This is a genomic window from Chthonomonas sp., from assembly GCA_016788425.1.
Classification (GTDB): domain Bacteria; phylum Armatimonadota; class Fimbriimonadia; order Fimbriimonadales; family Fimbriimonadaceae; genus JAEURQ01.
Genome location: JAEURQ010000001.1, coordinates 21,240 through 45,270 on the forward strand (window position 1 = coordinate 21,240; position 24,031 = coordinate 45,270).

The following is a 24,031-nucleotide window of genomic DNA, read 5'->3' on the forward strand; positions in this document are numbered from 1 at the left end:
ATCGCGCGTATAATGGCAATAAGCATGAGTAGATCTCCCGAACTTCTGGAGGCGTGGCAAGCGGAGGGCGTGGAAGCGGCGATATCCAAGGGACTGTCCGGTCCAAACCTCGCCGAAAACCTGAAATCGCTCAATGGCCTCGGCGTGGATTTATGGCGAGATAAGGGCGCCCACGGCGACGCCCTCGTCGTGTTCCAACGCGTTCTCAAGTACGGCGAAGACCGCAACCTGCCGGACGAGGAAAAGGGCTGGGTCAAGGCGGCGGCGTTCAACGCCAGCGCCAACCTTTGGCGCGGCTGGGAGGATTCGCCCGAGATTTCCGATGAGCAAGCCGAGCTTGGCTACCGCCTGTCGGCCTTCCATCTAGGTTTGGCATACGAACTGAAGAAGGGCGACCTCGCCCTCAGTCGCGCCGAGTGGCTTCAGGCCGCGCACCAACTTCAAAAAGGTCAATATGGCGTGGCGAAATCGGGCTTTGAGCGGGCCGCTGGCCTCGCCGAGCGCAACAAAGAAATGGCGGAGGTGCGCATGCATTTGGCCTACGCGGCGCTGGCTCAGCAATTGGCCGACGGCGCGATTGATGAAGCCGCCCTGAGCGCTGGTTTTGAACCTGATGATGATCCGTTTTTCAGCGAACAAGTGATCACCGCCGCTCGCATTTTTGGCCCTTAAAGGCGTACAATAAGGGTGCGACCCGCGATGCTGGTGATGCCAGGTGGGCGGTGGCGCAATCCAAAATGAATAACGAAACTGCGACGACGCTCGAAGAAAAGAGCGAGCACGACGTTCTGCTGGAATCCTGGGCGGAACGTGAGTACAAGGAAGGGTTTGTTACCGAGATTGAGGCCGATGAGTTTGAGCCCGGTCTTAGCGAAGACATTGTTCGCCGCCTGAGCGCCAAGAAACAAGAACCGGAATGGATGCTCGAATGGCGACTGAAGGCCTACCGACATCTGCAAACGATGACCGAGCCCGACTGGCCCAACGTCACCTACGACAAGCCGGACCTGCAGGACATCATTTACTACTCGGCGCCCAAGAAACTGCCGAGCCTCAGCAGCCTCGACGAGGCGGATCCTGAGCTTCTGCGCACGTTCGAAAAGCTGGGCATCCCCATTGCTGAGCAAGAGATTTTGCTTAACGTGCAGGGCAAGGCCGAGCTCGCGCCCGCCGAGGCCAAGGGCCAAAAGATCGCCGTGGACGCGGTGTTCGATTCGGTGAGCGTGGCAACCACGTTCAAGGAAGAACTCAAGAAGCACGGCATCATTTTCTGTAGCATCAGCGAAGCCATTCGCGAGCACCCGGAACTGATCCAAAAATATCTGGGCTCGGTGGTTCCGTACAGCGACAACTACTACGCGACGCTCAACAGCGCGGTGTTTTCCGACGGCTCGTTTGTTTACATCCCCAAGGGCGTGCGATGCCCGATGGAGCTTTCCACGTATTTCCGCATCAACGCGGCCAAAACCGGTCAGTTTGAGCGCACGCTCATCGTGGCCGAAGAGGGTGCGTATGTCAGTTATTTGGAAGGATGCACGGCGCCCATGCGCGACGAGAATCAGCTTCACGCCGCGGTGGTGGAGCTCGTTGCCGAAGCCGGCTCGACGATCAAGTACAGCACGGTGCAGAACTGGTACCCCGGCGACAAGGATGGCAAGGGCGGGATTTTCAACTTCGTTACGAAGCGCGGCATCGCTCAGCGCGACGCCAAGATTACGTGGACGCAAGTAGAAACTGGTTCGGCGATTACCTGGAAGTACCCGAGCGTCATCCTAAAGGGCGACAACTCGATCGGGGAGTTCTATTCGGTGGCGCTGACGGCCAACAAGCAGCAGGCCGACACCGGCACGAAGATGATTCACATCGGCAAGAACACGCGTTCGACGGTCGTGAGCAAGGGCATTTCGGCGGGCAACGGTCAGAACACGTATCGCGGTTTGGTGCGCGTGAATCCGGGTGCAGACAACGCCCGCAACTATTCGCAGTGCGACTCGATGCTCATGGGCGACCAGTGCGGCGCGCACACGTTCCCGTACATCGAGGTGAAAAACCCTACCGCGCAAGTGGAGCACGAGGCCTCGACTTCCAAGGTCGGCGAAGATCAAATCTTTTACTTCCGTCAGCGGGGCATTCCGATGGAGGAAGCGGTGAACATGATCGTCAGCGGGTTCTGCAAGGACGTGTTCCGCGAGCTTCCGATGGAGTTTGCGGTGGAAGCGCAGAAGCTGCTCGGCGTGAGCTTGGAAAGTTCGGTCGGCTAAAAGGCCGCTGCCAAAAAGTGAAATACCCCGCGAAACAAAGTCGCGGGGCTCTCGTGGTGTCCACGAGGGTCGAACACTCACTATACCGCTACATAGTGCCAAGTGGGGCGAATGCGTCAAAATACTCTCCGTGAGTAGCAAAGACGGCATCACGCCCCGCAGCCAGAGTTTCCCCGACTGGTACAACGACCTCGTCCTTAAGGGCGGGCTCGCCGACTACGCGCCAGTTCGCGGTTGCATGGTGATCAAGCCGCACGGCTACGCCATTTGGGAGTTAATGCAGCGCGGCCTGGACGACATGTTCAAGGCGACCGGGCACCAAAATGCCTGCTTCCCGCTCATGATCCCAAAGTCGTTTCTGAGTAAAGAGGCGCAGCACGTCGAGGGCTTCGCCAAGGAATGCGCCATCGTCACTCACTACCGCCTGAAAAATGATCCGAACGGCGGAGGCGTGGTCGTGGATCCGGACGCCAAGCTCGAAGAGGAACTGATCCTACGGCCGACTTCGGAAACCGTCATTTGGGACGCGTACCGAAGCTGGATCGAGAGCTATCGCGACCTGCCGATTTTGGTCAACCAATGGGCCAACGTCATCCGCTGGGAGCGGCGCACGCGCCTGTTCCTGCGCACCACCGAGTTTCTGTGGCAAGAGGGTCACACCGCCCACGCCACGTACGACGAGGCCGAGGAGGAAACGCGCCGCATGCTCGAGGTCTACCGGGTGTTCGCCGAGGACTACATGGCCGTGCCCGTTCTGACCGGCATCAAAACGGAGAACGAGAAGTTCGCGGGCGCCCACCACACCTATTGCATAGAAGCGTTGGTGCAAGATGGGCGCGCGATTCAAGCCGGAACATCCCACCACCTAGCGCAAAACTTTGCCAAGGCGTTCGACGTGCAGTTTACGACCAACGAAGGCAAGTTGGAGCATGTCTACGCGACGAGTTGGGGCGTTTCGACCCGCCTGATCGGGACGATGATCATGGCTCACTCGGACGACAGCGGTCTGGTCGCGCCGCCTCGGCTCGCGCCGGTTCAGGTGGCGATTGTACCCATGGGCCGCGACGAGGAAACCCGTCGCCGCACCTACGCCGCGGCCGACGACCTCGCCGTGGCTCTGCGCAAGATTCTATGGAGCGGTCCTGAGCTGACGACGCCGCAATTCGACGTACCCGAACTCACCGTGCCGCTTCCCACGCCGATCCGTGCGAAGGTGGACAAGCGCGAGAAGGAAAGCCCTGGCTTTAAGTTCAACGATTGGGAGCTCAAGGGCGCGTGTGTCCGCGTCGAGATTGGGCCGCGTGACCTAGAAGCTGGCACCTGTGTCCTGGCCCGCCGCGACACCCGCGAAAAGACGACGGTGAACTTGGCTGACGCCGCCGGAATCATCGCCGAGCAGCTGACTCACATGCAGTCCGACATGCTGCGGGCCGCGCGCGAGTGGCGCGAGGGTCAGGTGCAGCGGGTGAACACGAAGGCCGAGTTTGAAGCCGCGTTCGCCGGCGACGGCGGCGTCGGGTTTGTGGTCGCCCATTGGGATGGCACCGGCGAAACCGAGAACGAGATTAGCGAGGCCCTGCGCGCGACGATCCGGTGCATTCCGTTTGTCCCGCTGGACGGCAGCGATGGCGAACCCGGTGAGTGCGTTTGGACCGGACGGCCCAGCGCTCAGCGTGTGGTGTTTGCCCGGGCGTACTAACCCGTTTGCTCAAGTCCGCTGAGGCCCACATTCGGGTCTCGGCGGTATTGCTTGGTCGAGCGGTCGCCGTGATAAATGGCGATTAATTCTTCGGCGACGCGGCCCTGCAGAGCGGCCAGTTCAGCGGTAAATCGGGCGTTCAGTTGTTGCGATTCGTTGAGCAACTTGATGGCAGCCTCGCCAAGGTTCGGGATGGCGGCGAGCTCGGTCATCACGACTTCGCGCTGGCCGAACAAGGCGTTCATTTCCGCCTCATCTTGGCGGTTCAGCGCTTCCAAAAGGGTGAGGGTCAGCAGTCGGTAGCGTCCGGCCAGCTTTACGTCGTAGGGTTCAGGCGGCTGCGGAAAGATCACTGCTTCCTCCGGTGTCAATTGCGCCGCGCTGCTGTTGTTCCAGCTGGGTCCAGCTTTCGCGAAGATCGGTGAGCACCTTTACGACGGCATCCAACTTCTTGGGCTGGTCTTCCACGTTCGCCGCAATGAGTTCGTTGTAGCAAAAGGTGTAGAGGCCAAACAGGTTCTTGGCGACTTCGCCGCCCCGGTGCATATCGAGCGAGCTGAGGAGTTCCACCACGATGCGCTGCGCGCGTTGCAAGGCTTCGTTCTGCTCAAACAGACGGCCTTCTTCCATCGCGGTTTGGCCCTGTTTGACGAACTTGATTGCTCCGTCGTAGAGCATCACCACCAACTGCAGGGGCGAGGCCCCCAAAATTGCGGCTTTCTCGTATTGATTAACTTGCCGACCGTAGCTCACCCTAGACGCACTCCCAACATTCACTAAGATTGTTGGCGCGCGTCCGGGCAAACTGCAGTGCTTATCGAGTCAATTTTATGGTGATGATTTCGAACGGCTTGAAGTCGAAGGTGACGCGGCCATCGTGGACCTCCAACTCTTGGATTTCACGTTCGTTTAAGTCCGTCAACCAGGCCTTGGTCACGCCGCCGTGTACGCTGAGCTCGGCCGAGCCGCGCGTGTTGTGGCATTCGTAGAGCCGCACGATCGTGGCGTCGTCATCCTCCGCCTTTTTCACCGCCTCGACGATGACATGGCGAGTGTCAACGGTCACCAACCGACGGGCCTCGGGCGCGTGCCCGGTGCGACCCTTGGCCAGGTCGGCCGCCCGGAGGTCGGCGTTGAGCGCATAACTCGCGGCGATCACGTCGCTGTGCACCACTTGGTCGTAGTGCGGCATCAGCACGTAGCTAAAGCGGTGCGTGCCCATGTCGGCATTTTTGTCCGGCGCCTTGGGCGAGCGCAGCAGCGAAAGCCGCATCACGTTGCCCTGAATGTCGTGGCCGTACTTGCCGTTGTTGAGCAGGGCCACGCCGTGCCCGCCTTCGCTGAGGTCGGCCCACTTTTGCGCGCACACCTCAAACCGGGCGATATCCCAGCTGGTGTTTTGGTGAGTCGGGCGCTCGACGTGCCCATACTGGATCTCGTAAGTGGCGCGCTGACTGTTCACGTTCACTGGGAAAGCGACCTTGAGCAGCTTGTGGTTTTCGTGCCACTCGACTTCGGTGTCGAACCGGATGCCCGGCGTTGGGCCAAGGCTGATAATCTGACGAATGGTGCTGTTGCCAAACTTCTTGACCACTTGCACGGCCACCCGCACAGGCCCCCGCTCGATCACCTCAAAGCTCTCCGAGCGCACGAGGTCGAGGCTGTTTTCAAAGGCGAAGGGGTCAATATCCCACGCATCCCAGAAGAGCGGGCGGTCATCGTGCAGTTGGAACAGGTTTGCCAGCTTGCCGCTCTGGATGAATTCGACCGGATGATCCTCGAGCGTGGCGATGCTCGTGATGTTCCCGTACTGGTCAAACTTCACCGAGATTTCGTCGTTTTCCAATCGGCGGTTGCCGACCTTCAGGCGGGGACGACCCGGCGCGGGCGCACTGCTGAGGTCGGCCACGGTCACCGCTTCCAGGGCGTCGGCCGGAGTCGCAAAGATCAGCTTTTGCTCGCCGAATTCTTCGACTAGTTGCACGGGCAACCGTTCGTCGCCACAGGCAAGGCTCGCCGGGGCGGAGTCGCCCGACCACGGAATGCTCGCCTGCGTGCGCACCGCGGCGTTGGCAAAAATTGCGATCGGGTGCTCCATGGCGTTGGTCGCAAACTCGGCGGTCGCCGCCAACAGGCCCGCCTGAATCAGCCGCCGACTGCTCGCGCGGATGTCGTCATAGTCGCGCTCGCTGTCCACATACACTTCCGGCACCGATGAACCCGGGATGATGTCGTGGAACTGGTTGAGCAGGATGAGCTTCCAAATGCGCTCCAATTCGGCTTGCGGATACTCGCCGCCGGCAAAACTGTGGAGGAGCTCGGCGTCGCGAATGAGGAACTCGGCCTCGCGATTGCCCCGCTTGTTTTTGGCCTGGGTGGTGAGCGTGCCCCGGTGCATTTCCAAGTACAATTCGCCGCTCCAAGTCACCAAGTCGTTCGAGTTCTTCTTGGCTTCTTTGTAGAAGTCCAGCGCGGTGCGGCCCACCTGAATCTCGGGCAGCATATTGCAATCGCGGGCGCGCTGGATCAGTTCGATGTGTTGCTCGGTCGGCCCGCCGCCACCATCACCCCAGCCAAACAGATACAGCGAGTGGTCGCTGCGGCTGTGGTCTTTGTGGTTCTTCACCGATTGCAGTAGCTGGCCGGGCGTGCAGTCGCCGATGTAGGTGTCGGCGGGCGGGAAGTGACTCCACACCTTCGTGCCATCAATGCCTTGCCACCAAAACGTGTTGTGCGGAAACTTATTGATCTGGTTCCAGCTGATTTTCTGCGTGAGGAAGTACTTGATGCCGAACTTCTCGAGGATTTGCGGCAGGCTGGCCGCATAGCCAAACACGTCGGGCAACCACATGTCGTCGGTGGTGGTGCCGAACTTGGCTTTGAAGTATCGCCGCCCGTAGAGGAACTGTCGCACCAGCGACTCGCCGCCGCTGAGGTTGCAATCGGCTTCCACCCACATGCTGCCGACGGGTTCCCACTGGCCGCGTTCGGCCGCCGCGAGCACGCGCTGAAAGAGCTCGGGGTACTCCTGTTCGAGCCACTCATACTGGCTCGCCTGCGAGTGGGCAAAAACAAACTTGGGATAGCGCTCCATGTTGTAGAGCTGGTTCGCGGTGGTGTGCGCCATCTTGAGGTGGGTCACCGCCAGCGGCCAAAGCCACGCCGTGTCGAGGTGGGCGTGCCCGACCGCGGTTACGGTGTGCTTGACTTCGCCGGGCAGTCCGCCCAGCGCATCCTTGATGATCTTGCGGGCGCGCGTGATGCGGTTGTCGCCGCCAAACTCCCACAGGTTGCAGACGTCGTTCATGGCGCGCACCAGCGCGGCCTGCGCCGGGTCGGTTTCGGGCAGCGCCTTCAGGAGGTCGAGCGTGAACATGAAGTCGTAGTACAGCGGCTCCAGATCGGTGTTGATGAGCGCGAGATGCGCCTCTTTGAACTGCTGCGCGAGCGGGTCTTCTTCGGGCACTTCGCCATGCACGCGCACGTGGTAGCCCGCGCCGTAGGCCTGGATCAGCAGGTCATGCGCCTCACCGCCTTGTGCGGGGGCGACAAATCGGCAGACGGCGTGCGGCTCGTCAATGCCGCGCGCCGGACTGTTGCCAGCCCACAGGGTGCGCTCGCCGCCCAACTCGGCGATGAGGCCCATCGCGCGGCCCTCCCACGCAGCGGGGACTTCGGCTTGGACACGGAACCACACGACGCGGTAAGCCGGTCCCCACTTGAAGCCCGGTTCGACGGCCTCCCATGGCCCTTGCTTGCGGGCGGTGGTTTCGTCGGCGTGCGGCTCGGGGCAAAACTCCACCAGCACCGGGGCCTTCTCGCCGATGAGTTGCGGCTTCAAATGCGCCAGAAAGCTGTCAAGGCGACGGATCGTCAGACTCGGGTGTTTTTGCACGAAACCAGTTTACAGAAAAGATGGTTGCCAAATGGTGACCATTGTGTGTAAGATGAGTAAGTATGGACGCTGACCTAGCCGCCGTCGAGGCCGCCTTAGCCTGGTTGTATCTGCCCGGCATGGCCGCGCATCGCGCGCCGGCGCCGCGTCATCGTTGGCTGGCGGTTGTGTCATCGTTGCGGGCGCACTTGCCGCCGTCGGTGTGGCCGCAGGCGTTGCGCCACGACAACCTCTGGGAGGAGGCTCTTTTGCTCGACTCCCTGCCGCCCGTGCCCGCCGCGCCGCCGTTTGGCGGGGCGTGGGCCCTCACCGGGGCTTCGCCGGTGTTTCCCGCCCGCTGGCTCCAGTATCTTGCGCATCGGTGTCCGCCCGCGTTTTGGGCGCAGGGCCCTGCCCTGGCCGCGGCGGCTCAGTGTGTGTCGGTGGTGGGTTCGCGTCAGTTGGGCCCGGCCGACATCGACCTCGCCACTTCGGTGGGCTGGGCTTTGGCCCGCGCGGGCTACGTGGTGGCCTCGGGCGGGGCGTTGGGCGCCGACACCGCCGCCGTGTTGGGCGTCGGCGCCCAGCGCGGCTCCACGGCCCAGGCCATCGAGGTTCTGCCCCATGGTTTGGCCCTCGGCGTCACCACTTGGTCGGGTTCGGTGCCGCGGCCCGGCGTGTTGCGGTTGTCGGCCAGTGCCCCCACCGCGCGCTTTACGGCCCCCAGCGCAATCGAGCGCAACACCCTGCTATACACCCTTGGCTTGGCTACGGTGGTGGTGCGGTGTCAGCACGACACCGGCGGCACCTGGAGCGGGGCCACTAGCGCCCTTCGCCGGCGGTTGGGGCCTGTGTTTGTGTTTCACGACGACGCCAACTTTGCCCGTTGCGGGGCCGACATGCGGGCCGCGGCGGCGGCGTTGGTCGCTCGCGGGGCCACCCCGGTGCGCGACATCGACACCCTGTTGGCGGGGTTATCCGCTTTGGCCGCGCAGCCCTATCATGGGTTGGGGCCGCAGCGTCAGGCGTCGCTGTTTGCTTAGGTTCGACGGGTTCCGCAGGTACAATAGAGGACCCGTATGGACCAATCGCGGATCCGCAATTTCTGCATCATCGCTCACATCGATCACGGCAAGTCAACCCTCGCTGACCGCTTGATCGAGCGTTGTGGCGCGATTCGTGGTCAGGCCCAAGAGCAGATGCTCGACAGCATGGAGCTCGAACGCGAGCGCGGGATCACTATCAAAATGGCCGCCGTGCGGTTGCTCTACACGGCCAAAGACGGCATCGAATACGAGCTGAACCTGATTGACACGCCCGGCCACGTGGACTTCACGTACGAAGTCAGCCGCGCCCTCGCCGCTTGCGAAGGCGCGCTTTTGGTGGTGGACGCCAGCCAAGGCGTGGAGGCCCAAACCATTGCCAACGCCAACATGGCGATGAACCAAAACCTTGAGATCGTGCCGGTGATCAACAAGATTGACCTGCCGCACGCCGACGTCGAGCGCGCCAGGGAAGAAATTGAGATGGCCGTGGCGGTGGACGCCACCGACGCCATTCCCTGCTCGGCCAAGGCGGGCATCGGAATTGACGAGATTTTGGAAGCGGTGGTCGAGCGCGTGCCGCCACCCCGCGGCAACCCCAAGGCCCCGCTGCGCGCCCTGATTTACGACTCGCACTTTGACCCCTACCAAGGCGCCATTGCCTATGTGCGCGTGGTGGACGGCGCCATCGAAAAGGGCGAGAAAATCGCGATGATGGCCTCGGGAGTCAATTTTGATGTCGATTCCACGGGTCACTTCGGGCCGGGTCTCACCGTGAACGATGGCCTGAATTGCGGCGAGGTCGGCTTCATCACCGCCGCGATTAAGACCATCGGCGACGCGCAAGTCGGCGACACGATTACCCACCGCGAAAACCGCGCGACCGAGGCCCTCGCCGGATATCGCAAAGCGCTGAGCATGGTGTTCTGCGGCCTATTTCCGGCCGACGGTGACCAGTACGTCGGTCTGCGCGACGCGATCGAGAAGTTGCAACTGAACGACGCCAGCCTGCAATTCGAGCCCGAATCGAGCGATGCGCTCGGCTTTGGATTCCGCTGCGGGTTCCTCGGCTTGCTCCACATGGACATTGCCCGCGAGCGTCTGGAGCGCGAATTCAATCTCGATCTCATCTTGACCGCGCCGAGCGTGGACTATCAGGTGACGACCAAAAAGGGCGAGATCTCGCACATCAGCAACCCGAGCGAGTTTCCCGACCCGAACGAGATCATGCAGATTGAGGAGCCGGTGGTCAACGCGACCATCATGGTGCCCAACGAGTGGGTCGGCGCGGTCATGACTCTCTGCCAGGAGCGCCGCGGCACCTACAAAAAGACCGAGTATCCGACGCCGCAGCGCGCGATTTTGCACTACACTTTGCCGCTCGGCGAAATCTTGCTCGACTTCTTCGACAAGCTGAAATCCAACACCAAGGGCTACGCGTCGTTCGATTACGATCTTGCCGGCTACGAAGCCGGGGACCTGGTGAAGCTCGATATTCTGCTTAACGGCGACAAAGTTGACGCGCTGAGCTTTATCGTCCACCGCACGTTTGCCTATTCGCGGGGCCGGGCGATGGCCGAGCAACTCCGCAAAGTCATTCCGCGCCAACAATTCGAAGTGCGCATCCAGGCCGCCATCGGCGCCAAGGTCATCGCCGCGGAGAGCGTCAAGCCGTTCCGCAAGGACGTGTTGGCCAAGTGCTACGGCGGCGACGTGACCCGCAAACGAAAGCTGCTGGAAAAGCAAAAGGAAGGGAAGAAGCGGATGAAGCAGATGGGCAGCATCGAGCTTCCGCAAGAAGCGTTCCTGAGCGTGCTGAAGGTCGCTGAGTAAACTGGGCCGATGAACAAACCCCGCGCGCTCCGACCGGGCGATACGATCGCGGTGATCTCGCCGAGCTCGCCGATTGATCAGGAGCGGCTGGAGCGAGGGCTGGATGTGGTGCGGAGTTGGGGTTACCACACCAAGCTGTTTCCCCATGTGCTGGACGAAGCCGGATTTCTGGCCGGGAGCGACGCCGACCGCGCGCACGACCTGACCGCCGCTTTTGAGGACCCCGACTGCGCGGCCGTCCTATGCGCCCGCGGCGGATATGGGGCGGCTCGGTTATTGCCCTATCTTGATTTTCCGCGCTTGGCCGCCACCGGCAAAATGTTCATGGGGTTCAGCGACATCACGACCCTGCACTTGGCGCTCAACCAGTGTGGCCTGGTGACATTCCACACGCCGATGGCGCTCACGCTAGCCTACGACCGCGTGCCGTGGGTCTATGAATCCATGCGCGCCATGCTGACCGGTGAAGCCAACCCTCCCGCCGCGGCGACGCTTGGCGAGTGCATCACTCCCGGTCTGGTCGAAGGCGATACGACCGGCGGCTGCGTGATCTTGCTGACCGATTCGATCGGGACTGAATATCCGCTAGATGCCAAGGGCAAGATCCTTTTCCTGGAAGACGTCGGCGAAATGCCGCACCGCGTGGACGCGATGTTCACCCAGCTGCTGAACATCGGCGCGCTGCAAAGCGCAGCCGGAATCGTCGTCGGCGAAATGACCGGCACCGACGAAAAAGAAGACCCGACGATGGGCGGCAAGCCGTGGCGCGACATCGTCGTCGAACGCTTGCAAACCGCCGGAGTTCCGGCCATCATCAACTATCCGTTTGGACACATGAAGACCATGCTGAGCGTCCCGATGGGCATTCGTGCTCGGCTCGACGCCGACGCCGGCACCGTGACTTACTTGGAATCCCCCGTTTCCTCATGAAAAAATCTCTCCTCCTTGTCGTTTCACTCGCCGCGAGTGTTGCCTTTGGCCAAAGCTGGGAAAAGCCCTTTGTGCCGGGCGTTACCTATCGCATGGAGATTGACAATGTCACGCCCCGTGTGACCCACATTTTGCGGATCAATCTCGATGCGCCGGACATTCGCGTGCGGGCCGAGGTCGCCGGCGGGCGGGTGTTTTCGCCGCTGGAGCAAAAGGGTCGCGAGACGCTGAGCAGCATGCTGGCGCGCACCGGCGCGGCCGCCGCGCTCAATGCCGATTTCTTCCCCTGGGCGGGCGACCCGCTGGGCGCGATGGTGAACGACAGCCTGCTTTACAGCACGCCCGACCCGCGGCGAGCGGTGATCGGCTGGGGTTCAGGCGGCGTGCGCGTGGGCAAATTGCGTTGGAACGGCGCGCTGGAATCGCCCGAACTCGGCTCGCTCCCGCTCAACGGAGTGAACGAGGAAGCCCCCGAAAACGGTGTTGTGGCGTTCACCGACGGCGCGTATCAGGCGGTTGCCAAGGGTCCGAGCCGCTACTTGGTTTGCGAGCCGCTCGCGGCAACCGCGTTTACTCCCGACCTCAGCGCCGAGTTTGCGGTGCGATCGGTGGTGACCGATCAAGAGGCGCTCGGCGTGGAGCGGGGAAGCCTTGTCATTGCCGCGCGTGGCACGGCGGCGGAAAAGCTGAAGAGCCTCGGCGTCGGCTCGTCCCTCAAGCTGAACTGGCGCACGCAAGGCTTTGACTGGAAGAAGATTAGCCACGTGATCGGCGGCGGCAACATGCTGGTGCGAGGCGGCAAGGTCGCGATCGACGCGAAGGACGCCGGGTTTGGCGCGGACTTCAGCGAGAAACGGCACCCCCGCTCGGCGGTGGGAATCACGGCCAGCGGCGACCTGATTTGGCTCGCCACCGACGGGCGCCAAAAGGTGAGCGACGGCGCGACCTTGTCCGAGCTCGCCCAACTGATGCTCGCGCAAGGCTGCACCGACGCGATCAATTTGGATGGTGGCGGCAGCACCGCGCTGGCGCTGCGCGGTCTGGTCGCGAACCGTCCGAGCGATGGCAAGGAGCGCCCCGTGGCCAACGCGCTGCTGCTCTTTGGGCCGAAGGTGACGCCCGATCCGGAGGCCGCGACTTGGCGCGTGCTGGCTCCGCTCGACATGAAATTTGAAGAGGCAGTGAACCTCAGCATCGTGGACAAGACGGGGCTGATGATTCCGCCGCGCGAGATCCTCTGGACCGCCAGTGGCGCGGGTTGGATCGATCAGAGCGGGACTTTGCGCGGCCTGAGCGGTGGCGTCGCTTCGGTGCGCGCGTATGTGCGCGGCACGGTGTTCTCGGTGGAGATCAATGTCGCCGGCCCTCCGGCGCCCGCGCCGCAGATTCCTCCGGCAGCGAAGCCCCCCAAGCAGTAGCTTAGTCAAGTGAAAATACTGGCCGAACGGAAGAAGATTCTTGCTAGAATCAAGTATGCGTTCACTTTTGATTTGTGTCGGCGTGGTGGCATCGGGTGTCGCCCACGCATCGTTTGAACTGGTTCTGGCGTTGGACTCTTCTGGCCGCGTCATCCATCGCCTTGACGGTGATACCAATACGTATCTTGGCTCGTTTGGCCGGACACGCCTCGTCAGCCCAGTGGCGATGGCTCTGCATCAATCCTCCAACCGCGTCTACGTGCACGACACCTCGATTCAATCCTTGATGGCGTTCGACTACAACACTGGCGAGCAAGTCGCGGAGATCCCGGTTGCGACGAACTCTTTTTCGACTATGGCCATCATGAATAATGGCAATATTTTATTCGGAGATTTCTATAGTTCGACGATACGACAGTACACCAATACCGGCACGTTGGTGAATACCTTTACCGCGCCAGGTGGGGCGGGCGGGGTTCGGGCGATGGGGCAAGCTCCGGATGGCAACATTTTCGCGGTTTATAATGGGACAAACGCAGTCACCCGATACACCTCGGGCGGATCTTTGGTCGGGAACGTTGCGACCGGAGTAACGACGATTAGTGACTCGCGGCAAATGGTCTTTCAAGGCAACCAGGTTGTACTCAGTGGCGGTAATACGGGAAATTGGGTTCGATTCAACTACTCCGCCGGCAGCTGGACCAGCGCCACGCCGATCTCGACGGGGCAAACCTATGCCTACGGAGCCGCGGGAGGTCACTTTAGCTCTATTTATGCGGGCGGGTACACGGCGTCTGTCGGCTATATTAACGCCTACGCGCGGACTTCCGGGGCGTTGCGATCAACATTCACTTTACCGGGCAACGCCACCATCATTAGTTTGGCGTGTGTAGTGGCACCCGAACCATCTGGACTTGCGTTTATCGGAATCGCCACGGTGCTCCTCCTGCGCCGCAAGTCGCGATAGGATCACTGAGGGATTAAAACAAGAAGCCGGTTCAAGCATCAGCTTGAACCGGCCCTCCATTTTTGCCAGATTTACAGCGGCGAGATCACGACGCGGCGGTTGGGCTCTTCGCCTTCGCTATACGTCGAAATGCCTTCGAGTTCGCTGAGGGCCTTGTGCACCACGCGGCGCTCAAACGCGGGCAGCGCGTCCAACACGGCTTCCATCTGGTTCTCGATGACCTGCTGCGCGATGTCCGTCGCGTGCTTGGTCAGGGCGTCTTCGCGGCGCTTGCGATAGTCGTTGCCATCGAGCGTGGCGCGGGCGTGCAGACCGAGCGTCTTCGAGCCGATGACATTGAGCAGGTACTGCAGGCTGTTCAGCACTTCGCCGTGCTTGCCCACCAGGTGACCCGCGTCCTTGCCGTCAATCTTCAGGTTCACATAGCGACCCTTGATCGAGGTCACTTCGACCACGGCCTTCACATCGCCGGCATCCAGAATGCCCTTAAGAGCGCCCAGCAGCTTTTCGCCATCCTCGTCGGTGGCGGTGTATTCGGCGCGCTCTTCTTCGTCATCGGAACCCGATTTTTCTTCGGCGGCGGGAGCTTCCTTGGCCGTGGCGGCCTTGCCTCGAGCGGGCTTGCGGGCCGGCTTTTCGGCGGCCGGAGCAGCTTCTTCTACCACCGGTTCTTCCACCGGAGTGGCTTCGGCCTTCTTGGCGCGGGGTGCCTTGGCGGCGGCGGCCGGCTTCTTTTCGGCCTTGGCGGGAGCGCCACTGCCGACGCTGGCCTTCACCTTGAGCGTGACTTTGCCGAACAGACCTTTGGTCTCTTCGAGCACTTCGACGGTGACGTCGCTGGCATCCACGCCAAACTTGGTGGCGGCGGTATTGCGAGCTTCGTCAAGAGACTTTGCGGAGAATTCGAGAACTTCCATAGTTGCTTACTTTTTCTTCGGTTTTTGAGTCGCGGGACGGCCTGTGCTCTTAAAGAAACCACCCCCATTCAACTCGGTCGGGAACACGCCGCCGCCCGGAGCATTAACCTTTTGCAAGGGTTTAACGGGCTGCTTGTTGATCCAAAGCACATGAGCCGTGGCAAAGATGTTCAGGAAGATCCAGTACAGCACAAACGCACTGGGAAGCGGGAAGAAGAACATCATGACCGAGACCATGAGCGAGACGAAAATACCCATCATGCGGTGTTGACGCGCATTGTTGGGGTCCGGCGCTGGTTGCATCATCTGCGAGACGAGCATCGAAACGCCGTAAATCAAAACGAGGAGATAGTCGGTTTTGCCAAGGTTGGGGGCAAACCATGCGTTCAGGCTGTGACCTGCCTCGCTAATCCAAAGGAACGTGCCCTTGGCAAACTCAAATCGGTAGTGCAACATGCACTGGTAGATCGCCCAGAAGAAGGGAATCTGAATGAGCATGGGCAGACAGCCCGCGACCGGGTTGATGCCGTACTCCTGATAAAGCGCCATGGAGCGCTTTTGCAGTTCGGGATTGCTGCGCCATCCGACCGGATCCTTCTTTTGGAATTCCTCTTGAATCTCCTTGACCAGCGGCTGCAGTTGCTGCATCTGCTTGCTCCAGCGGAGCTGCTTGGTCACCGGCACAAAGATCGCGGCGCGGACGATGATCGCCAAAAGCAATGCGCTGAACGCATACGAAAAGGCGGGGATGCGACCGGTCAAGGCGACCAGTCCGTCCATGAGTTGCCAACCCGGAATGAAGCCAAACACCGGCTCCGTCTTGTAGCGCTTGTTCAGCTCAACCGTCGAGGTGTCCCATAGTTCCTTCATGGACATGGTCTCGTCGGGAAGACCGGCGGCGGGCGCGACCTTGAACTCCTTGGTCCACATCGCATCCTTTTGGGCTTTGCGCTCCTTGGGCTCAATGGATTGCCACACTTCCTGAATCTTGCCGAGATTGTTGATCTTCAGTCCCGCCGCAAGCCGTGTGTGGAGGTCGAGGACTTCGCTTTCGGCCTTAGCTTCGGCGGTTTGCTCGGCGGTCCACTTCTGTTCCGTGGCGAACGTTTCGATGCGCTGCTGGAAGAGCTGGTTGTCGGTGCGCGTCTTGTCGCCGTTGAGCTCTTTGTTCGCGGTGCGCAGCGAGGCCAAGATTTCGCTCGGGTCGCGATAATCGTTGCCGCCGGAGCGCGCGCCCTGGAACAACTGCATGCCAAGGAAGATGAACATCGCCAACAACACGAAGGTCATTAGGCTATTTTTTTGAGGGGCAGGGGCACTCATAAATCTTTAAGGAACGGGGTCATGTCCGCCGGGGCGACCGGGATGGCAGCGGCCAATGCGCTTGAGGCCCATCCACGAGCCCTTGAGCAGACCGTATTTTTGGATCGCTTCGAGGGTGTATTGCGAGCAACTGGGCGTGTACCGGCACGTGGCCGGCTTCCACTTGGTGGATTTTTGGTACACGGTTACGAGCCCGGTTCCGATGGCAATGCCGAAGCGCCGGAGACCTTCGCGAATAGATCGGAAATCTCGGCGAGGAGTTCGGGCCAGGGCAAGTTTTTGCATTCGGTTTTGCCTACGAGAACGATGTCCCACTCGCTATACGCCGCCGGCGAACCGGCGTTGCGCCATGCCTCACGGATGCGGCGTTTGACCCGATTGCGGGCTGCGTGGCATCCGATGGATCGCGAAGTGGCGATACCCAAATCACCGGTGCCAGGGGAAACAAGAGCACGGACTGCCTTTCCGCGGAGAGGCCGACCGTGCTGGAAAATCTCTTCAAACCTTGCTTTTGTCAGCTGGTTTAGATAACGGTGATCTTGTGTCGGCCACGGGTGCGTCGTCGCTTCAAAACGTTGCGACCGTTGCGGGAACGCATGCGGACACGGAATCCGTGCGTGGTATGCGCGTGGCGATTATTCGGCTGGTACGTGCGCTTCATAGTTTGGTCCTAAAAAAAATAACTTCCGAAGAATACCCGAAAGAATTCAGTCCGTCCAGTCCCCAAACGCATCTTCGATGTGACGCACGTCCTCGCCCTGCACCGTCACGACATCGAATCGGCATGCGGCAGGCGGCAGATCAAAGCGCTCGAAAAACTCGTCGGCCGCCTGGCTGAGGCGTTGACGTTTGTCGCTGGTGAGGTGGGTGAGGGCCGTCTCGTGGCCGCGCTCGCTGGCCTTCACCTCGATAAACACCCACGTTTCGCCATCGCGGGCGACCAGGTCGATCTCGCCGCGCCGCGATTTAAACCGCCGAGTGACAATCGTGTAGCCGCGCGCGAGCAGCGCGTTGGCGGCCAAGACCTCGGCTTGGTTGCCCCTTAGTCGAGCATCAGACATGGCTGTAGCAGCATGGTTTGCACCGGCTCGAAGCTCCGGCGGTGGATGGCGCACGGCCCGTGCTCCATTAGCGCGGCGCGATGCTCCGGCGTGAAGTAGCCAAAGTGTTGGTCGAAGCCGTACGCGGGGAACTCGTCGTGGAGCCGAATCATGTGTTCGTCGCGATGCTCCTTGGCGAGAATGGAAGCCGCGGCGATGGCCGCCTCGTGGGCATCGCCCTTGACGACGGCGGTGCTGCGCCCGAGCAACCCCGGCGGAATCTGGTTCCCGTCAATCAGCACGGGGTTATCTAGCGCGAGTTGGGCCACGGCTCGCTCCATGCCGCGAAACGTGGCTTGCAAAATGTTGTGCCGATCAATCTCGGTGACCTCGACGAAGACCACCGCCCACTGCGCCTCGGATTCGATTTCGGTGCGCAGGGCGGCGCGTTGCGCCGGCGTGAGCTGCTTGCTATCGTTGAGTCCGGCGATCATGCGTGGCAGACGCACCGCGCCGACCACGACGGGTCCGGCGATGGGCCCGCGGCCCGCCTCGTCCACCCCAATCACGGTCGCGGAGAAGTTCATTTGCCCTCGGCGATCTGCTGGATGAGGGCGCCCAGGCCTTCGCGCTTCGGCAACTTGTCCATGAGCAGCCCCACCCCGTCGCGAGGCGACATCGCCCCGGCGAGCACGGCATGGGTGCCCTCCATAATCGGCGCCTGAACCCCCGCCTGCCGCACGCGGCGAACCCCGATCTCGGTCGTGGGGACGCCTTCGACCACCTGGCCAATCTCGTCCATCACGGTGCGCAGCGCGCGTCCTTGGCCCACGCCGTAGCCTGCCCGGTAATTGCGGCTGAGCTTGCTGACGCCGGTCGCGAAAAGATCGCCGAGCCCGGCGATTCCGAAAAACGTCTCCATGCGGCCGCCAAGCGCCACGCCGACTTTGGTCATTTCGTAGAGCGCGCGGGCGATGAGCGCGCCCTTGGTGTTGTCGCCAAAGCCGAGGCCGTCGCTGATTCCCGCCGTGATCGCGTACACGTTCTTCAGCGCGCCGCTCAGTTCAACGCCGGTGAGGTCGTCGCTCAGATACACGCGGAATTTGTTGGAGTTAAACAGGTGCGCCACCTCCTCGGCCAGCGCTTCGTCGTGGGCGGCAGCGACGGCGACGGTGGGGATGCCGCGCGCCAACTCGACGGCGAGGTTCGGGCCGCTCAGCGCGGCGACCTTGGCTTGCGGTCGCGATTCGGTGACAAAGTCCGTGAGAATTGCGCCCGTGCCGGGCAGCAAGCCCTTGCTCGCCACCACCCAGGTGGCGGGTTGCAAATGCTCTTGGCGCATCACATCCACGACCGCCGCCGAAGGGGTGACCAGCACGGCCAATTCGCAATCGCCGCCGCTTTCTTGCACGAGGCCGTACTCAACGCTGTCGGGAATGGCAAATCCAGGCAGGTAGGTGGCGTTTTCACGGGCGAGCCGCAGCATCGAAATCTCGTCTGGGTCTTTGCCAAGGAGCAGCACCGAGTGCCCGTTGCGCCCGAGAATCATGGCGAGCGCCGTGCCCCAACTTCCCGAACCAACTACCGCAATCCGCATCGTCAAAAGTCCAAGACGATCTTGCCAGCCTTTCCGGCCTTCATGATCGTCATCGCTTCCTCAAAGTCGGTGAACGGCATTTGGTGGGTCACCACCGGCAGCACGTTCAGCTTCTTTTCGGTGAGCAGCCACGCCATTTGGTGCCAGGTATCCCAGATTTTGCGACCCACGATGCCTTGCAGAACAATGCCCTTGAAGATCGCCGCGTTCAGGTCCACGTTCGGGAGCGGTCCCGGATACACCCCGAGCATGCTCACTCGTCCGCCGGGCCGAGTGGCCTCAATCGCCAGGGGCAGGGCGGTCGGGTGGCCCGACATTTCTAGCGTAAAGTCCACCCCTTTGGGCTCCAGTCGGCGAAGCTCCGCGGCGACATCCACCTTCATCGGGTTGAGTACCACGTCCACGCCCAACTCCTCGGCAATCTTGATTCGGTAGTCGCTGATCTCGGTAGCGTAAATTTTTCGGGCGCCAAGCGCTCGGCAAATCGCGACGCCGAACAGGCCGATCGGCCCAAGCCCAGTGATGAGGCCGACTCGGTCTTCAACCGGCCCTTCCATCGCGGTGTGCACGCCGTTGCCCAGCGCGTCGAGCATGCTGGCCACGTTGCGCGGCACTTCGCTTGGCACCAGGCGCGCGTTATCGGCGGGGATCACGGTTTCGGGCCGGAAGCCGCCATCCACGTCCACGCCCAAAATCACGGTGTTTTCGCAAATATGCCCCTGGCCTTCGAGGCACCGGGGGCACTTTCCGCAAACAATGTGCGATTCGCTCGCGACGTAGTCGCCGACCTTGCGTGTGCTCACGCCGGGGCCGACTTCGATGATTGTTCCGCAAAACTCGTGGCCGACAATCCGCACCGGCTTGATGCGGGCGCTGGACCACGCATCCCAGTTGTAAATGTGGAGATCGGTGCCGCACACCGAGCCGTGTTCGACCCGGAGACGCACTTCGCCCGGACCCAAGGGGGCCGGTTCAACTTCAATGAGATCGAGGCCCGCGGCACTGCGGGTCTTGGCTATCGCCTGCACAACTCGGAGAATACCAAACGGCTCGCCGCGAGCGGGGGCAGTATAATTCTCAACAATCGTTCAACGAGGAACCTATGGCCCAGCAACCGCTCAATATTCCTGCCATCGGCGAAGGCCTGCAAGAAGCCCGCATCGTCGCTTTTCTCAAGCAGCCTGGCGACACCATTAAGCGCGACGAGCTCATCTATCAAATGGAAACCGACAAGGCGGTGATGGATGTCGAGTCGCCTGTCGAGGGGGTTCTCGTTTCGTGGAATGCCAAGGTGGACGACGTTTTGGCCATTGGCGCTCAAGTCGGCGTGATCGAAACCGTGGTCGCAGCGGCGGCTCCGGTGGCTTCGGTGCCCCCGGCTGCACCGGCTACTACGTCATCGAATTCGCTGGAACTGCAGATCCCCGCGATCGGCGAAGGGCTTCAAGAAGCCCGCATCGTAGCGTTCCTCAAGCAGCCCGGCGACAGCATTAAGCGCGACGAACTGATTTATCAAATGGAGACCGATAAGGCGGTGATGGACGTCGAATCGCCCTACGAAGGCGTGCTCGACGAGTGGTTCGCCAAGGTGGATGACGTGCTCGCGATTGGAGCTCCGGTCGGTCGCATGACCGGCGTTGGCGCGGCCTCCGCGCCTAGCCACGCACCGGCGGCACCCGCTGCCCCCAGCGCTCCCGCCGCCGTGGCAGCGCCCGTTGCGACGGGCGGTCCGCGACGGTTGGATATTCCGCCGCGCACCCGCGCCTACGCCAAGGAAAAGGGTCTCAGTGAAGAGACTCTGCAAACGATCCCGGCGAGTGGCAGCAAGCTGATGCCCGCCGACATTGACGCCTTTTTGAGCGGTGGCGCGGCTCCGGCGGCGACCGTCGCGGCCCCCGTGAGCAACGACCAATACAGCGAAGCCACGATCGGCGGCAAGCAGCGCGTGCTCAACTCGCGCATGGTTCGCGGAAACCAGCTCGTGGTGCCGGGCACGATCATGGTGCAGGTGCGATGGGAGGCCATCGAGGCGCGCCGCGCGGCTTACAAGGCCGGCGGCGGCGAGTTCCAGCCGAGCAGCTTTACAATGTTCGCCTACGCCGTGGTGAAGGCAGTCGCCGAGTTCCCCGGATTCCGCACGGCGATGGTCGGCGACGATATTTTGCGCACGTATCACCACTGCAATCTCGGCGTGGCCGTCGGGTTGCCGGGCGATGAGCTGGTGACCGCGGTGGTGGACAACAGCACCAAGATGGGCTGGGAAGAATTTGCCGCCGCGATGCGACGGCAAATTGATATCGCCCGGAGCGGTCAGGACCAAGCGAACGCGTCCGTGACGATCAGCCTGACCAACATGCAGGCGTTCGGTCTCCGCGATGCGGTGCCGGTGGTGGTTCCGCCGAGCGTGGCGACGCTGTTCCTCGGCGAGACTTACAAAGGCATTGACCAAGACGCCGCCGACGTGCGCTTAGCGACCTACGCCAACCTCGCGCTGACGTTTGATCACCGCGTGATCAATGGCGTGGGTGCCAGCTTGTTCATCCAAAAGATTAAGGAAAGCGTCGAAAACATAGACGTTACTCTCGGCATCGCATGAGCAAACCCATCATCGGCATAACCGCAGATTCGGTGCACAAGCCGGACGTTCCGCGTACGCGCGGCCACATCAAAATCAACTGGAACTATCCGGAAGAGGTGGCCAAGGCGGGCGGCGTGCCCATCGTGATTCCGCCGACCGCCGACATGGCGGCCATCGCCCAACTGATTGACGGTTGGTTGATCACGGGCGGTGAGGACATTCATGCGCGCTACTGGGGCGAGGACAACCACGAGCACGCCAAGCCGAACGACGACTCGCGCACGAGCGCCGAGTTCAAGCTGTTTAAAGAAATCGCGCCGAATCTTCCCGTGCTCGGCATTTGCTACGGTTGCCAACTCATGAATGTGGCTCGCGGCGGGTCGTTGGTTCAGCACTTGCCCGACCACGTGGAGACGGTTCACACCGACGGCCCGCTCCAAACCGTGCCGCTGCAGAGCGGTTCTAATCTCGCGACGGCGATGGCTAGTGAGGCGGTAACCGGCCAAAGCTGGCATCATCAGGCGGTGGGACGCGTCGGCGAGGGCCTAGAGGTGGTCGGTACCCACGCGGATGGCACGATCGAAGCGATTGAAGACCGATCGCACCCCTACTTTTTGGCGACCCAGTGGCACCCGGAGCGCACTCCGGATGACCCCGCGACCCAGGCACTTTTCCGCTCGTTTGTCCGCGCCGCCGCCGACTACCGGAGTCAGCGATGAAGGTGTTGGTCAACGGCGTTGAGGCCGAACTCCTGCCTTCGGATTGGCAGGTCGAGCGCGTCGGCGAGGGATTGCGAGTGCGCACCCCCGAGGGCTCGTTTAGCGCGGTCGCAGTGACTCACCACGGCAAAACGCTGATCTCATTTCGGGGCCGGACGTTCACCGTCGAGCCGTTCCGCAAGCAGCGCGGAGCCGGGCCGGGCGGAGCCGCCAGCGGCGAATCGCTGGCCCCGATGCCCGCCGTTGTGGTGGACGTTCTTGTGGCTGCGGGCGACACCGTGACCAAGGGTCAACGCCTGCTGGTGATTGAGGCGATGAAGACGCAGCAACCGATCAACGCCGCCTTCGACGGCGTAGTAGAAGTGTTGCCGGTTTCGGCTGGTCAACAGCTCGCCGAGGGGCAGTTGCTCGTGCGGGTCAAACCTCATGCCTGAGATCAAGATTGTCGAAGTGGGGCCGCGCGACGGCCTCCAAAACGAGAAAACCCCGGTTCCCACCGCCAACAAGCTGGCGTTTGTCCGCGACCTTCGCGACGCGGGTCTCGAGGATATCGAAGTCAGCAGTTTTGTTTCGCCCAAGTGGGTTCCGCAACTGGGTGACATCGCCGAGCTTTGGCCCGAGCTACCTGAGGGCGGACGATACAGCGCCCTGGTGCCCAACGAAAAGGGTTTGGAGCGCGCGATTGAGCTTGGTGTGGATCGCATTGCACTGTTCACCGCGGCGAGCGACGCGTTTACGCAAAAGAATGTGAACATGACCGTCGCCGAAACGCTTGACGCGTTCGCCCGGGTGATCGCGGGGCATCGCGCGCAGTTTCCAAACGGGCACATCCGCGGCTACGTGAGTACGATTTTCGAATGTCCGGTCGGCGGCCCGGTGAGCGAAGCCAAAGTGGCCGACGTCTCCGGACAGCTTGTCGAGTTGGGCGTGGACGAGATTTCTCTGGGCGACACGACGGGCGTGGGCTCGCCGCGCGACACCAAGCGCGTCTTGGCGGCGGTGCTCAGCGAAGTTCCGGTGAGCAAAGTAGCCGTTCACTTCCACGACACGCGAGGAACCGCGTTGGCCAATGTCGCGGCGGCCCTAGAGATGGGTGTGACGATTGTGGATGCAGCGGCGGGCGGCCTTGGTGGGTGCCCTTACGCGCCAGGCGCGGGTGGCAACCTGGCCACCGACGACTTGGTTTACTTCTTGGAACGCGAAGGCGTCGCGACGGGCGTCGATCCCGATCGCCTCGCCCAGGCGAGTGAGCGCATTTTTGAGGTGCTGGGTCGGCGCAGCATCAGCCACGCGCAGATTGCGCGCGTGGCCATGCGAAGCTAGTTGACGCTTTGCGCTAAGCGCTGCGCGCGGAACGATTCGTATTCGCGGATGCGCTCGTCAATCTCGTCGGTATGAGTCGCGGCGTACGCCTTGGCGGCCTCAAGTTCGTGAGGTAAAAGCCCGCTGAAAAAGCCCAAAGCGGCTTCGTCCGAGCCCAATTCGCGCAGCTTGCGCACGACTTCCCACACCGGCAAACGACTTTCCGGCAGCAGGGCGGCGCGGCCCGATTCGCATTCGACAAGGGCCGTGCGGATGCCGCCTTCGGCTCCGCGCGCCATGCGGGCGATCTCGTCGGCGGCCAAGCCCAGGCACACCGCGGCTTCGCGCTTGCTAATGGTTTTGGCGGCCATGGCCCGCAGCGTCACTTCGCGGCGAAGGCCGGGGTAGTGATGCCAAAGAGTAGAGAGAGCGGCCTGCACGAGTTCGGGGTGATCCTCGGCAATGTCGCGAAGGCAGTCAAGCTGCCAAAGCGGTTCCGTTATATCCGGCATAAATTCCTTTTTTGAGTT

Annotated in this window: 24 protein-coding genes; 12 read left to right on the forward strand and 12 right to left on the reverse strand. The window is 61.8% G+C overall.

Annotated elements, in window-relative coordinates; translation table 11 throughout:
- Positions 1–24: 24 nt before the first annotated feature.
- From JNJ45_00115 to JNJ45_00125, 3 genes are all read left to right on the forward strand, one after another.
- The gene (locus JNJ45_00115; protein MBL8047062.1) at positions 25–672 is read left to right on the forward strand and encodes a hypothetical protein; all 648 of its coding nucleotides are present in this window, start codon (positions 25–27) and stop codon (positions 670–672) included.
- Positions 673–737: 65 nt separating this feature from the next.
- On the forward strand, positions 738–2,261 hold the full coding sequence (gene sufB, locus JNJ45_00120; GenBank protein ID MBL8047063.1) for a Fe-S cluster assembly protein SufB: 1,524 nt from the start codon (positions 738–740) through the stop codon (positions 2,259–2,261).
- Positions 2,262–2,382: 121 nt separating this feature from the next.
- Positions 2,383–3,960: a proline--tRNA ligase gene (locus JNJ45_00125; GenBank protein ID MBL8047064.1), complete on the forward strand. Its 1,578-nt coding sequence runs from the start codon at positions 2,383–2,385 to the stop codon at positions 3,958–3,960.
- Here the strand turns inward: JNJ45_00125 and JNJ45_00130 are convergent.
- The 3 genes from JNJ45_00130 to JNJ45_00140 all read right to left on the reverse strand — a co-directional run bounded on the left by JNJ45_00130 (position 3,957) and on the right by JNJ45_00140 (position 7,855).
- On the reverse strand, positions 3,957–4,313 hold the full coding sequence (locus tag JNJ45_00130; GenBank protein ID MBL8047065.1) for a hypothetical protein: 357 nt from the start codon (positions 4,311–4,313) through the stop codon (positions 3,957–3,959). The two genes, JNJ45_00125 and JNJ45_00130, sit on opposite strands and share 4 nt — an antisense overlap.
- Entirely contained in the window at positions 4,291–4,668 is a 378-nt protein-coding gene (gene fliS / locus JNJ45_00135; protein MBL8047066.1) for a flagellar export chaperone FliS, read from the reverse strand. The genes JNJ45_00130 and fliS overlap by 23 nt, the downstream gene beginning before the upstream one ends.
- A 106-nt stretch (positions 4,669–4,774) precedes the next feature.
- Positions 4,775–7,855: an alpha-mannosidase gene (locus JNJ45_00140; protein ID MBL8047067.1), complete on the reverse strand. Its 3,081-nt coding sequence runs from the start codon at positions 7,853–7,855 to the stop codon at positions 4,775–4,777.
- Positions 7,856–7,917: 62 nt separating this feature from the next.
- On the opposite strand from JNJ45_00140, the gene JNJ45_00145 reads away from it, so the two are divergent.
- The 5 genes from JNJ45_00145 to JNJ45_00165 are packed head-to-tail and all read left to right on the forward strand — an operon-like array spanning position 7,918 to position 14,025.
- Positions 7,918–8,877 carry a DNA-processing protein DprA gene (locus tag JNJ45_00145; GenBank protein MBL8047068.1) on the forward strand — a complete coding sequence of 320 codons (960 nt, stop codon included), beginning with the start codon at positions 7,918–7,920 and terminating at the stop codon, positions 8,875–8,877.
- Positions 8,878–8,913: 36 nt separating this feature from the next.
- A complete protein-coding gene (lepA, locus tag JNJ45_00150; protein ID MBL8047069.1) occupies positions 8,914–10,710 on the forward strand; it encodes an elongation factor 4 in 1,797 nt (598 codons plus the stop codon).
- A gap of 9 nt (positions 10,711–10,719) precedes the next feature.
- Positions 10,720–11,640, forward strand: a complete 921-nt coding sequence (locus JNJ45_00155) for an LD-carboxypeptidase (protein ID MBL8047070.1) — start codon at positions 10,720–10,722, stop codon at positions 11,638–11,640.
- Positions 11,637–13,058: a phosphodiester glycosidase family protein gene (locus tag JNJ45_00160; GenBank protein ID MBL8047071.1), complete on the forward strand. Its 1,422-nt coding sequence runs from the start codon at positions 11,637–11,639 to the stop codon at positions 13,056–13,058. Before JNJ45_00155 ends, JNJ45_00160 begins: the two co-directional genes overlap by 4 nt.
- A gap of 55 nt (positions 13,059–13,113) precedes the next feature.
- Positions 13,114–14,025 (forward strand): hypothetical protein, encoded by a 912-nt coding sequence (locus tag JNJ45_00165; GenBank protein MBL8047072.1) that lies wholly within the window; start codon positions 13,114–13,116, stop codon positions 14,023–14,025.
- Between the two features lie 71 nt (positions 14,026–14,096).
- Here the strand turns inward: JNJ45_00165 and JNJ45_00170 are convergent, their stop codons facing one another.
- From JNJ45_00170 to tdh, 8 genes are all read right to left on the reverse strand, one after another.
- Entirely contained in the window at positions 14,097–14,942 is an 846-nt protein-coding gene (locus JNJ45_00170; protein MBL8047073.1) for a KH domain-containing protein, read from the reverse strand.
- A gap of 6 nt (positions 14,943–14,948) precedes the next feature.
- On the reverse strand, positions 14,949–16,232 hold the full coding sequence (locus JNJ45_00175; GenBank protein ID MBL8047074.1) for a membrane protein insertase YidC: 1,284 nt from the start codon (positions 16,230–16,232) through the stop codon (positions 14,949–14,951).
- Between the two features lie 39 nt (positions 16,233–16,271).
- Complete coding sequence (gene yidD / locus JNJ45_00180) at positions 16,272–16,550, reverse strand: membrane protein insertion efficiency factor YidD (GenBank protein ID MBL8047075.1); 279 nt, start codon at positions 16,548–16,550, stop codon at positions 16,272–16,274.
- A 238-nt stretch (positions 16,551–16,788) separates the two neighbouring features.
- A complete protein-coding gene (gene rpmH / locus JNJ45_00185) occupies positions 16,789–16,926 on the reverse strand; it encodes a 50S ribosomal protein L34 (GenBank protein MBL8047076.1) in 138 nt (45 codons plus the stop codon).
- Positions 16,927–16,972: 46 nt separating this feature from the next.
- Positions 16,973–17,326, reverse strand: coding sequence for a YraN family protein (locus JNJ45_00190; protein ID MBL8047077.1), 354 nt, complete (start codon positions 17,324–17,326; stop codon positions 16,973–16,975).
- A complete protein-coding gene (locus JNJ45_00195; GenBank protein ID MBL8047078.1) occupies positions 17,308–17,892 on the reverse strand; it encodes a ribonuclease HII in 585 nt (194 codons plus the stop codon). Before JNJ45_00195 ends, JNJ45_00190 begins: the two co-directional genes overlap by 19 nt.
- Complete coding sequence (locus tag JNJ45_00200; GenBank protein MBL8047079.1) at positions 17,889–18,902, reverse strand: NAD(P)-dependent glycerol-3-phosphate dehydrogenase; 1,014 nt, start codon at positions 18,900–18,902, stop codon at positions 17,889–17,891. The genes JNJ45_00195 and JNJ45_00200 overlap by 4 nt, the downstream gene beginning before the upstream one ends.
- 2 nt (positions 18,903–18,904) lie before the next feature.
- Entirely contained in the window at positions 18,905–19,930 is a 1,026-nt protein-coding gene (gene tdh / locus JNJ45_00205; GenBank protein MBL8047080.1) for an L-threonine 3-dehydrogenase, read from the reverse strand.
- A gap of 74 nt (positions 19,931–20,004) precedes the next feature.
- Between tdh and JNJ45_00210 the strand changes: the two genes are divergently transcribed.
- From JNJ45_00210 to JNJ45_00225, 4 genes are read left to right on the forward strand one after another with little or no spacing between them, the layout of a single operon-like run.
- Positions 20,005–21,498, forward strand: a complete 1,494-nt coding sequence (locus tag JNJ45_00210; protein MBL8047081.1) for a 2-oxo acid dehydrogenase subunit E2 — start codon at positions 20,005–20,007, stop codon at positions 21,496–21,498.
- Entirely contained in the window at positions 21,495–22,199 is a 705-nt protein-coding gene (locus JNJ45_00215) for a gamma-glutamyl-gamma-aminobutyrate hydrolase family protein (protein MBL8047082.1), read from the forward strand. The genes JNJ45_00210 and JNJ45_00215 overlap by 4 nt, the downstream gene beginning before the upstream one ends.
- The gene (locus JNJ45_00220) at positions 22,196–22,633 is read left to right on the forward strand and encodes an acetyl-CoA carboxylase biotin carboxyl carrier protein subunit (GenBank protein ID MBL8047083.1); all 438 of its coding nucleotides are present in this window, start codon (positions 22,196–22,198) and stop codon (positions 22,631–22,633) included. The genes JNJ45_00215 and JNJ45_00220 overlap by 4 nt, the downstream gene beginning before the upstream one ends.
- A complete protein-coding gene (locus JNJ45_00225; protein MBL8047084.1) occupies positions 22,626–23,522 on the forward strand; it encodes a hydroxymethylglutaryl-CoA lyase in 897 nt (298 codons plus the stop codon). The genes JNJ45_00220 and JNJ45_00225 overlap by 8 nt, the downstream gene beginning before the upstream one ends.
- On the opposite strand, the gene JNJ45_00230 is transcribed toward JNJ45_00225, so the two are convergent.
- Positions 23,519–24,013 (reverse strand): hypothetical protein, encoded by a 495-nt coding sequence (locus JNJ45_00230; GenBank protein ID MBL8047085.1) that lies wholly within the window; start codon positions 24,011–24,013, stop codon positions 23,519–23,521. The genes JNJ45_00225 and JNJ45_00230 overlap by 4 nt on opposite strands.
- Positions 24,014–24,031: the final 18 nt, after the last annotated feature.

Excerpts from the sequence above, each read along its gene's own strand:
- sufB (MBL8047063.1), top strand. The coding sequence starts at position 738 with ATGAATAACGAAACTGCGACGACGCTCGAAGAAAAGAGCGAGCACGAC.
- JNJ45_00225 (MBL8047084.1), top strand. The coding sequence starts at position 22,626 with ATGCCTGAGATCAAGATTGTCGAAGTGGGGCCGCGCGACGGCCTCCAA.
- JNJ45_00230 (MBL8047085.1), bottom strand. The coding sequence starts at position 24,013 with ATGCCGGATATAACGGAACCGCTTTGGCAGCTTGACTGCCTTCGCGAC.
- JNJ45_00170 (MBL8047073.1), bottom strand. The coding sequence starts at position 14,942 with ATGGAAGTTCTCGAATTCTCCGCAAAGTCTCTTGACGAAGCTCGCAAT.
- JNJ45_00210 (MBL8047081.1), top strand. The coding sequence starts at position 20,005 with ATGGCCCAGCAACCGCTCAATATTCCTGCCATCGGCGAAGGCCTGCAA.
- JNJ45_00195 (MBL8047078.1), bottom strand. The coding sequence starts at position 17,892 with ATGAACTTCTCCGCGACCGTGATTGGGGTGGACGAGGCGGGCCGCGGG.
- JNJ45_00215 (MBL8047082.1), top strand. The coding sequence starts at position 21,495 with ATGAGCAAACCCATCATCGGCATAACCGCAGATTCGGTGCACAAGCCG.
- yidD (MBL8047075.1), bottom strand. The coding sequence starts at position 16,550 with ATGCAAAAACTTGCCCTGGCCCGAACTCCTCGCCGAGATTTCCGATCT.
- JNJ45_00160 (MBL8047071.1), top strand. The coding sequence starts at position 11,637 with ATGAAAAAATCTCTCCTCCTTGTCGTTTCACTCGCCGCGAGTGTTGCC.
- JNJ45_00190 (MBL8047077.1), bottom strand. The coding sequence starts at position 17,326 with ATGTCTGATGCTCGACTAAGGGGCAACCAAGCCGAGGTCTTGGCCGCC.
- JNJ45_00145 (MBL8047068.1), top strand. The coding sequence starts at position 7,918 with ATGGACGCTGACCTAGCCGCCGTCGAGGCCGCCTTAGCCTGGTTGTAT.
- rpmH (MBL8047076.1), bottom strand. The coding sequence starts at position 16,926 with ATGAAGCGCACGTACCAGCCGAATAATCGCCACGCGCATACCACGCAC.
- JNJ45_00175 (MBL8047074.1), bottom strand. The coding sequence starts at position 16,232 with ATGACCTTCGTGTTGTTGGCGATGTTCATCTTCCTTGGCATGCAGTTG.
- lepA (MBL8047069.1), top strand. The coding sequence starts at position 8,914 with ATGGACCAATCGCGGATCCGCAATTTCTGCATCATCGCTCACATCGAT.
- JNJ45_00220 (MBL8047083.1), top strand. The coding sequence starts at position 22,196 with ATGAAGGTGTTGGTCAACGGCGTTGAGGCCGAACTCCTGCCTTCGGAT.
- JNJ45_00115 (MBL8047062.1), top strand. The coding sequence starts at position 25 with ATGAGTAGATCTCCCGAACTTCTGGAGGCGTGGCAAGCGGAGGGCGTG.
- JNJ45_00155 (MBL8047070.1), top strand. The coding sequence starts at position 10,720 with ATGAACAAACCCCGCGCGCTCCGACCGGGCGATACGATCGCGGTGATC.
- JNJ45_00200 (MBL8047079.1), bottom strand. The coding sequence starts at position 18,902 with ATGCGGATTGCGGTAGTTGGTTCGGGAAGTTGGGGCACGGCGCTCGCC.
- JNJ45_00165 (MBL8047072.1), top strand. The coding sequence starts at position 13,114 with ATGCGTTCACTTTTGATTTGTGTCGGCGTGGTGGCATCGGGTGTCGCC.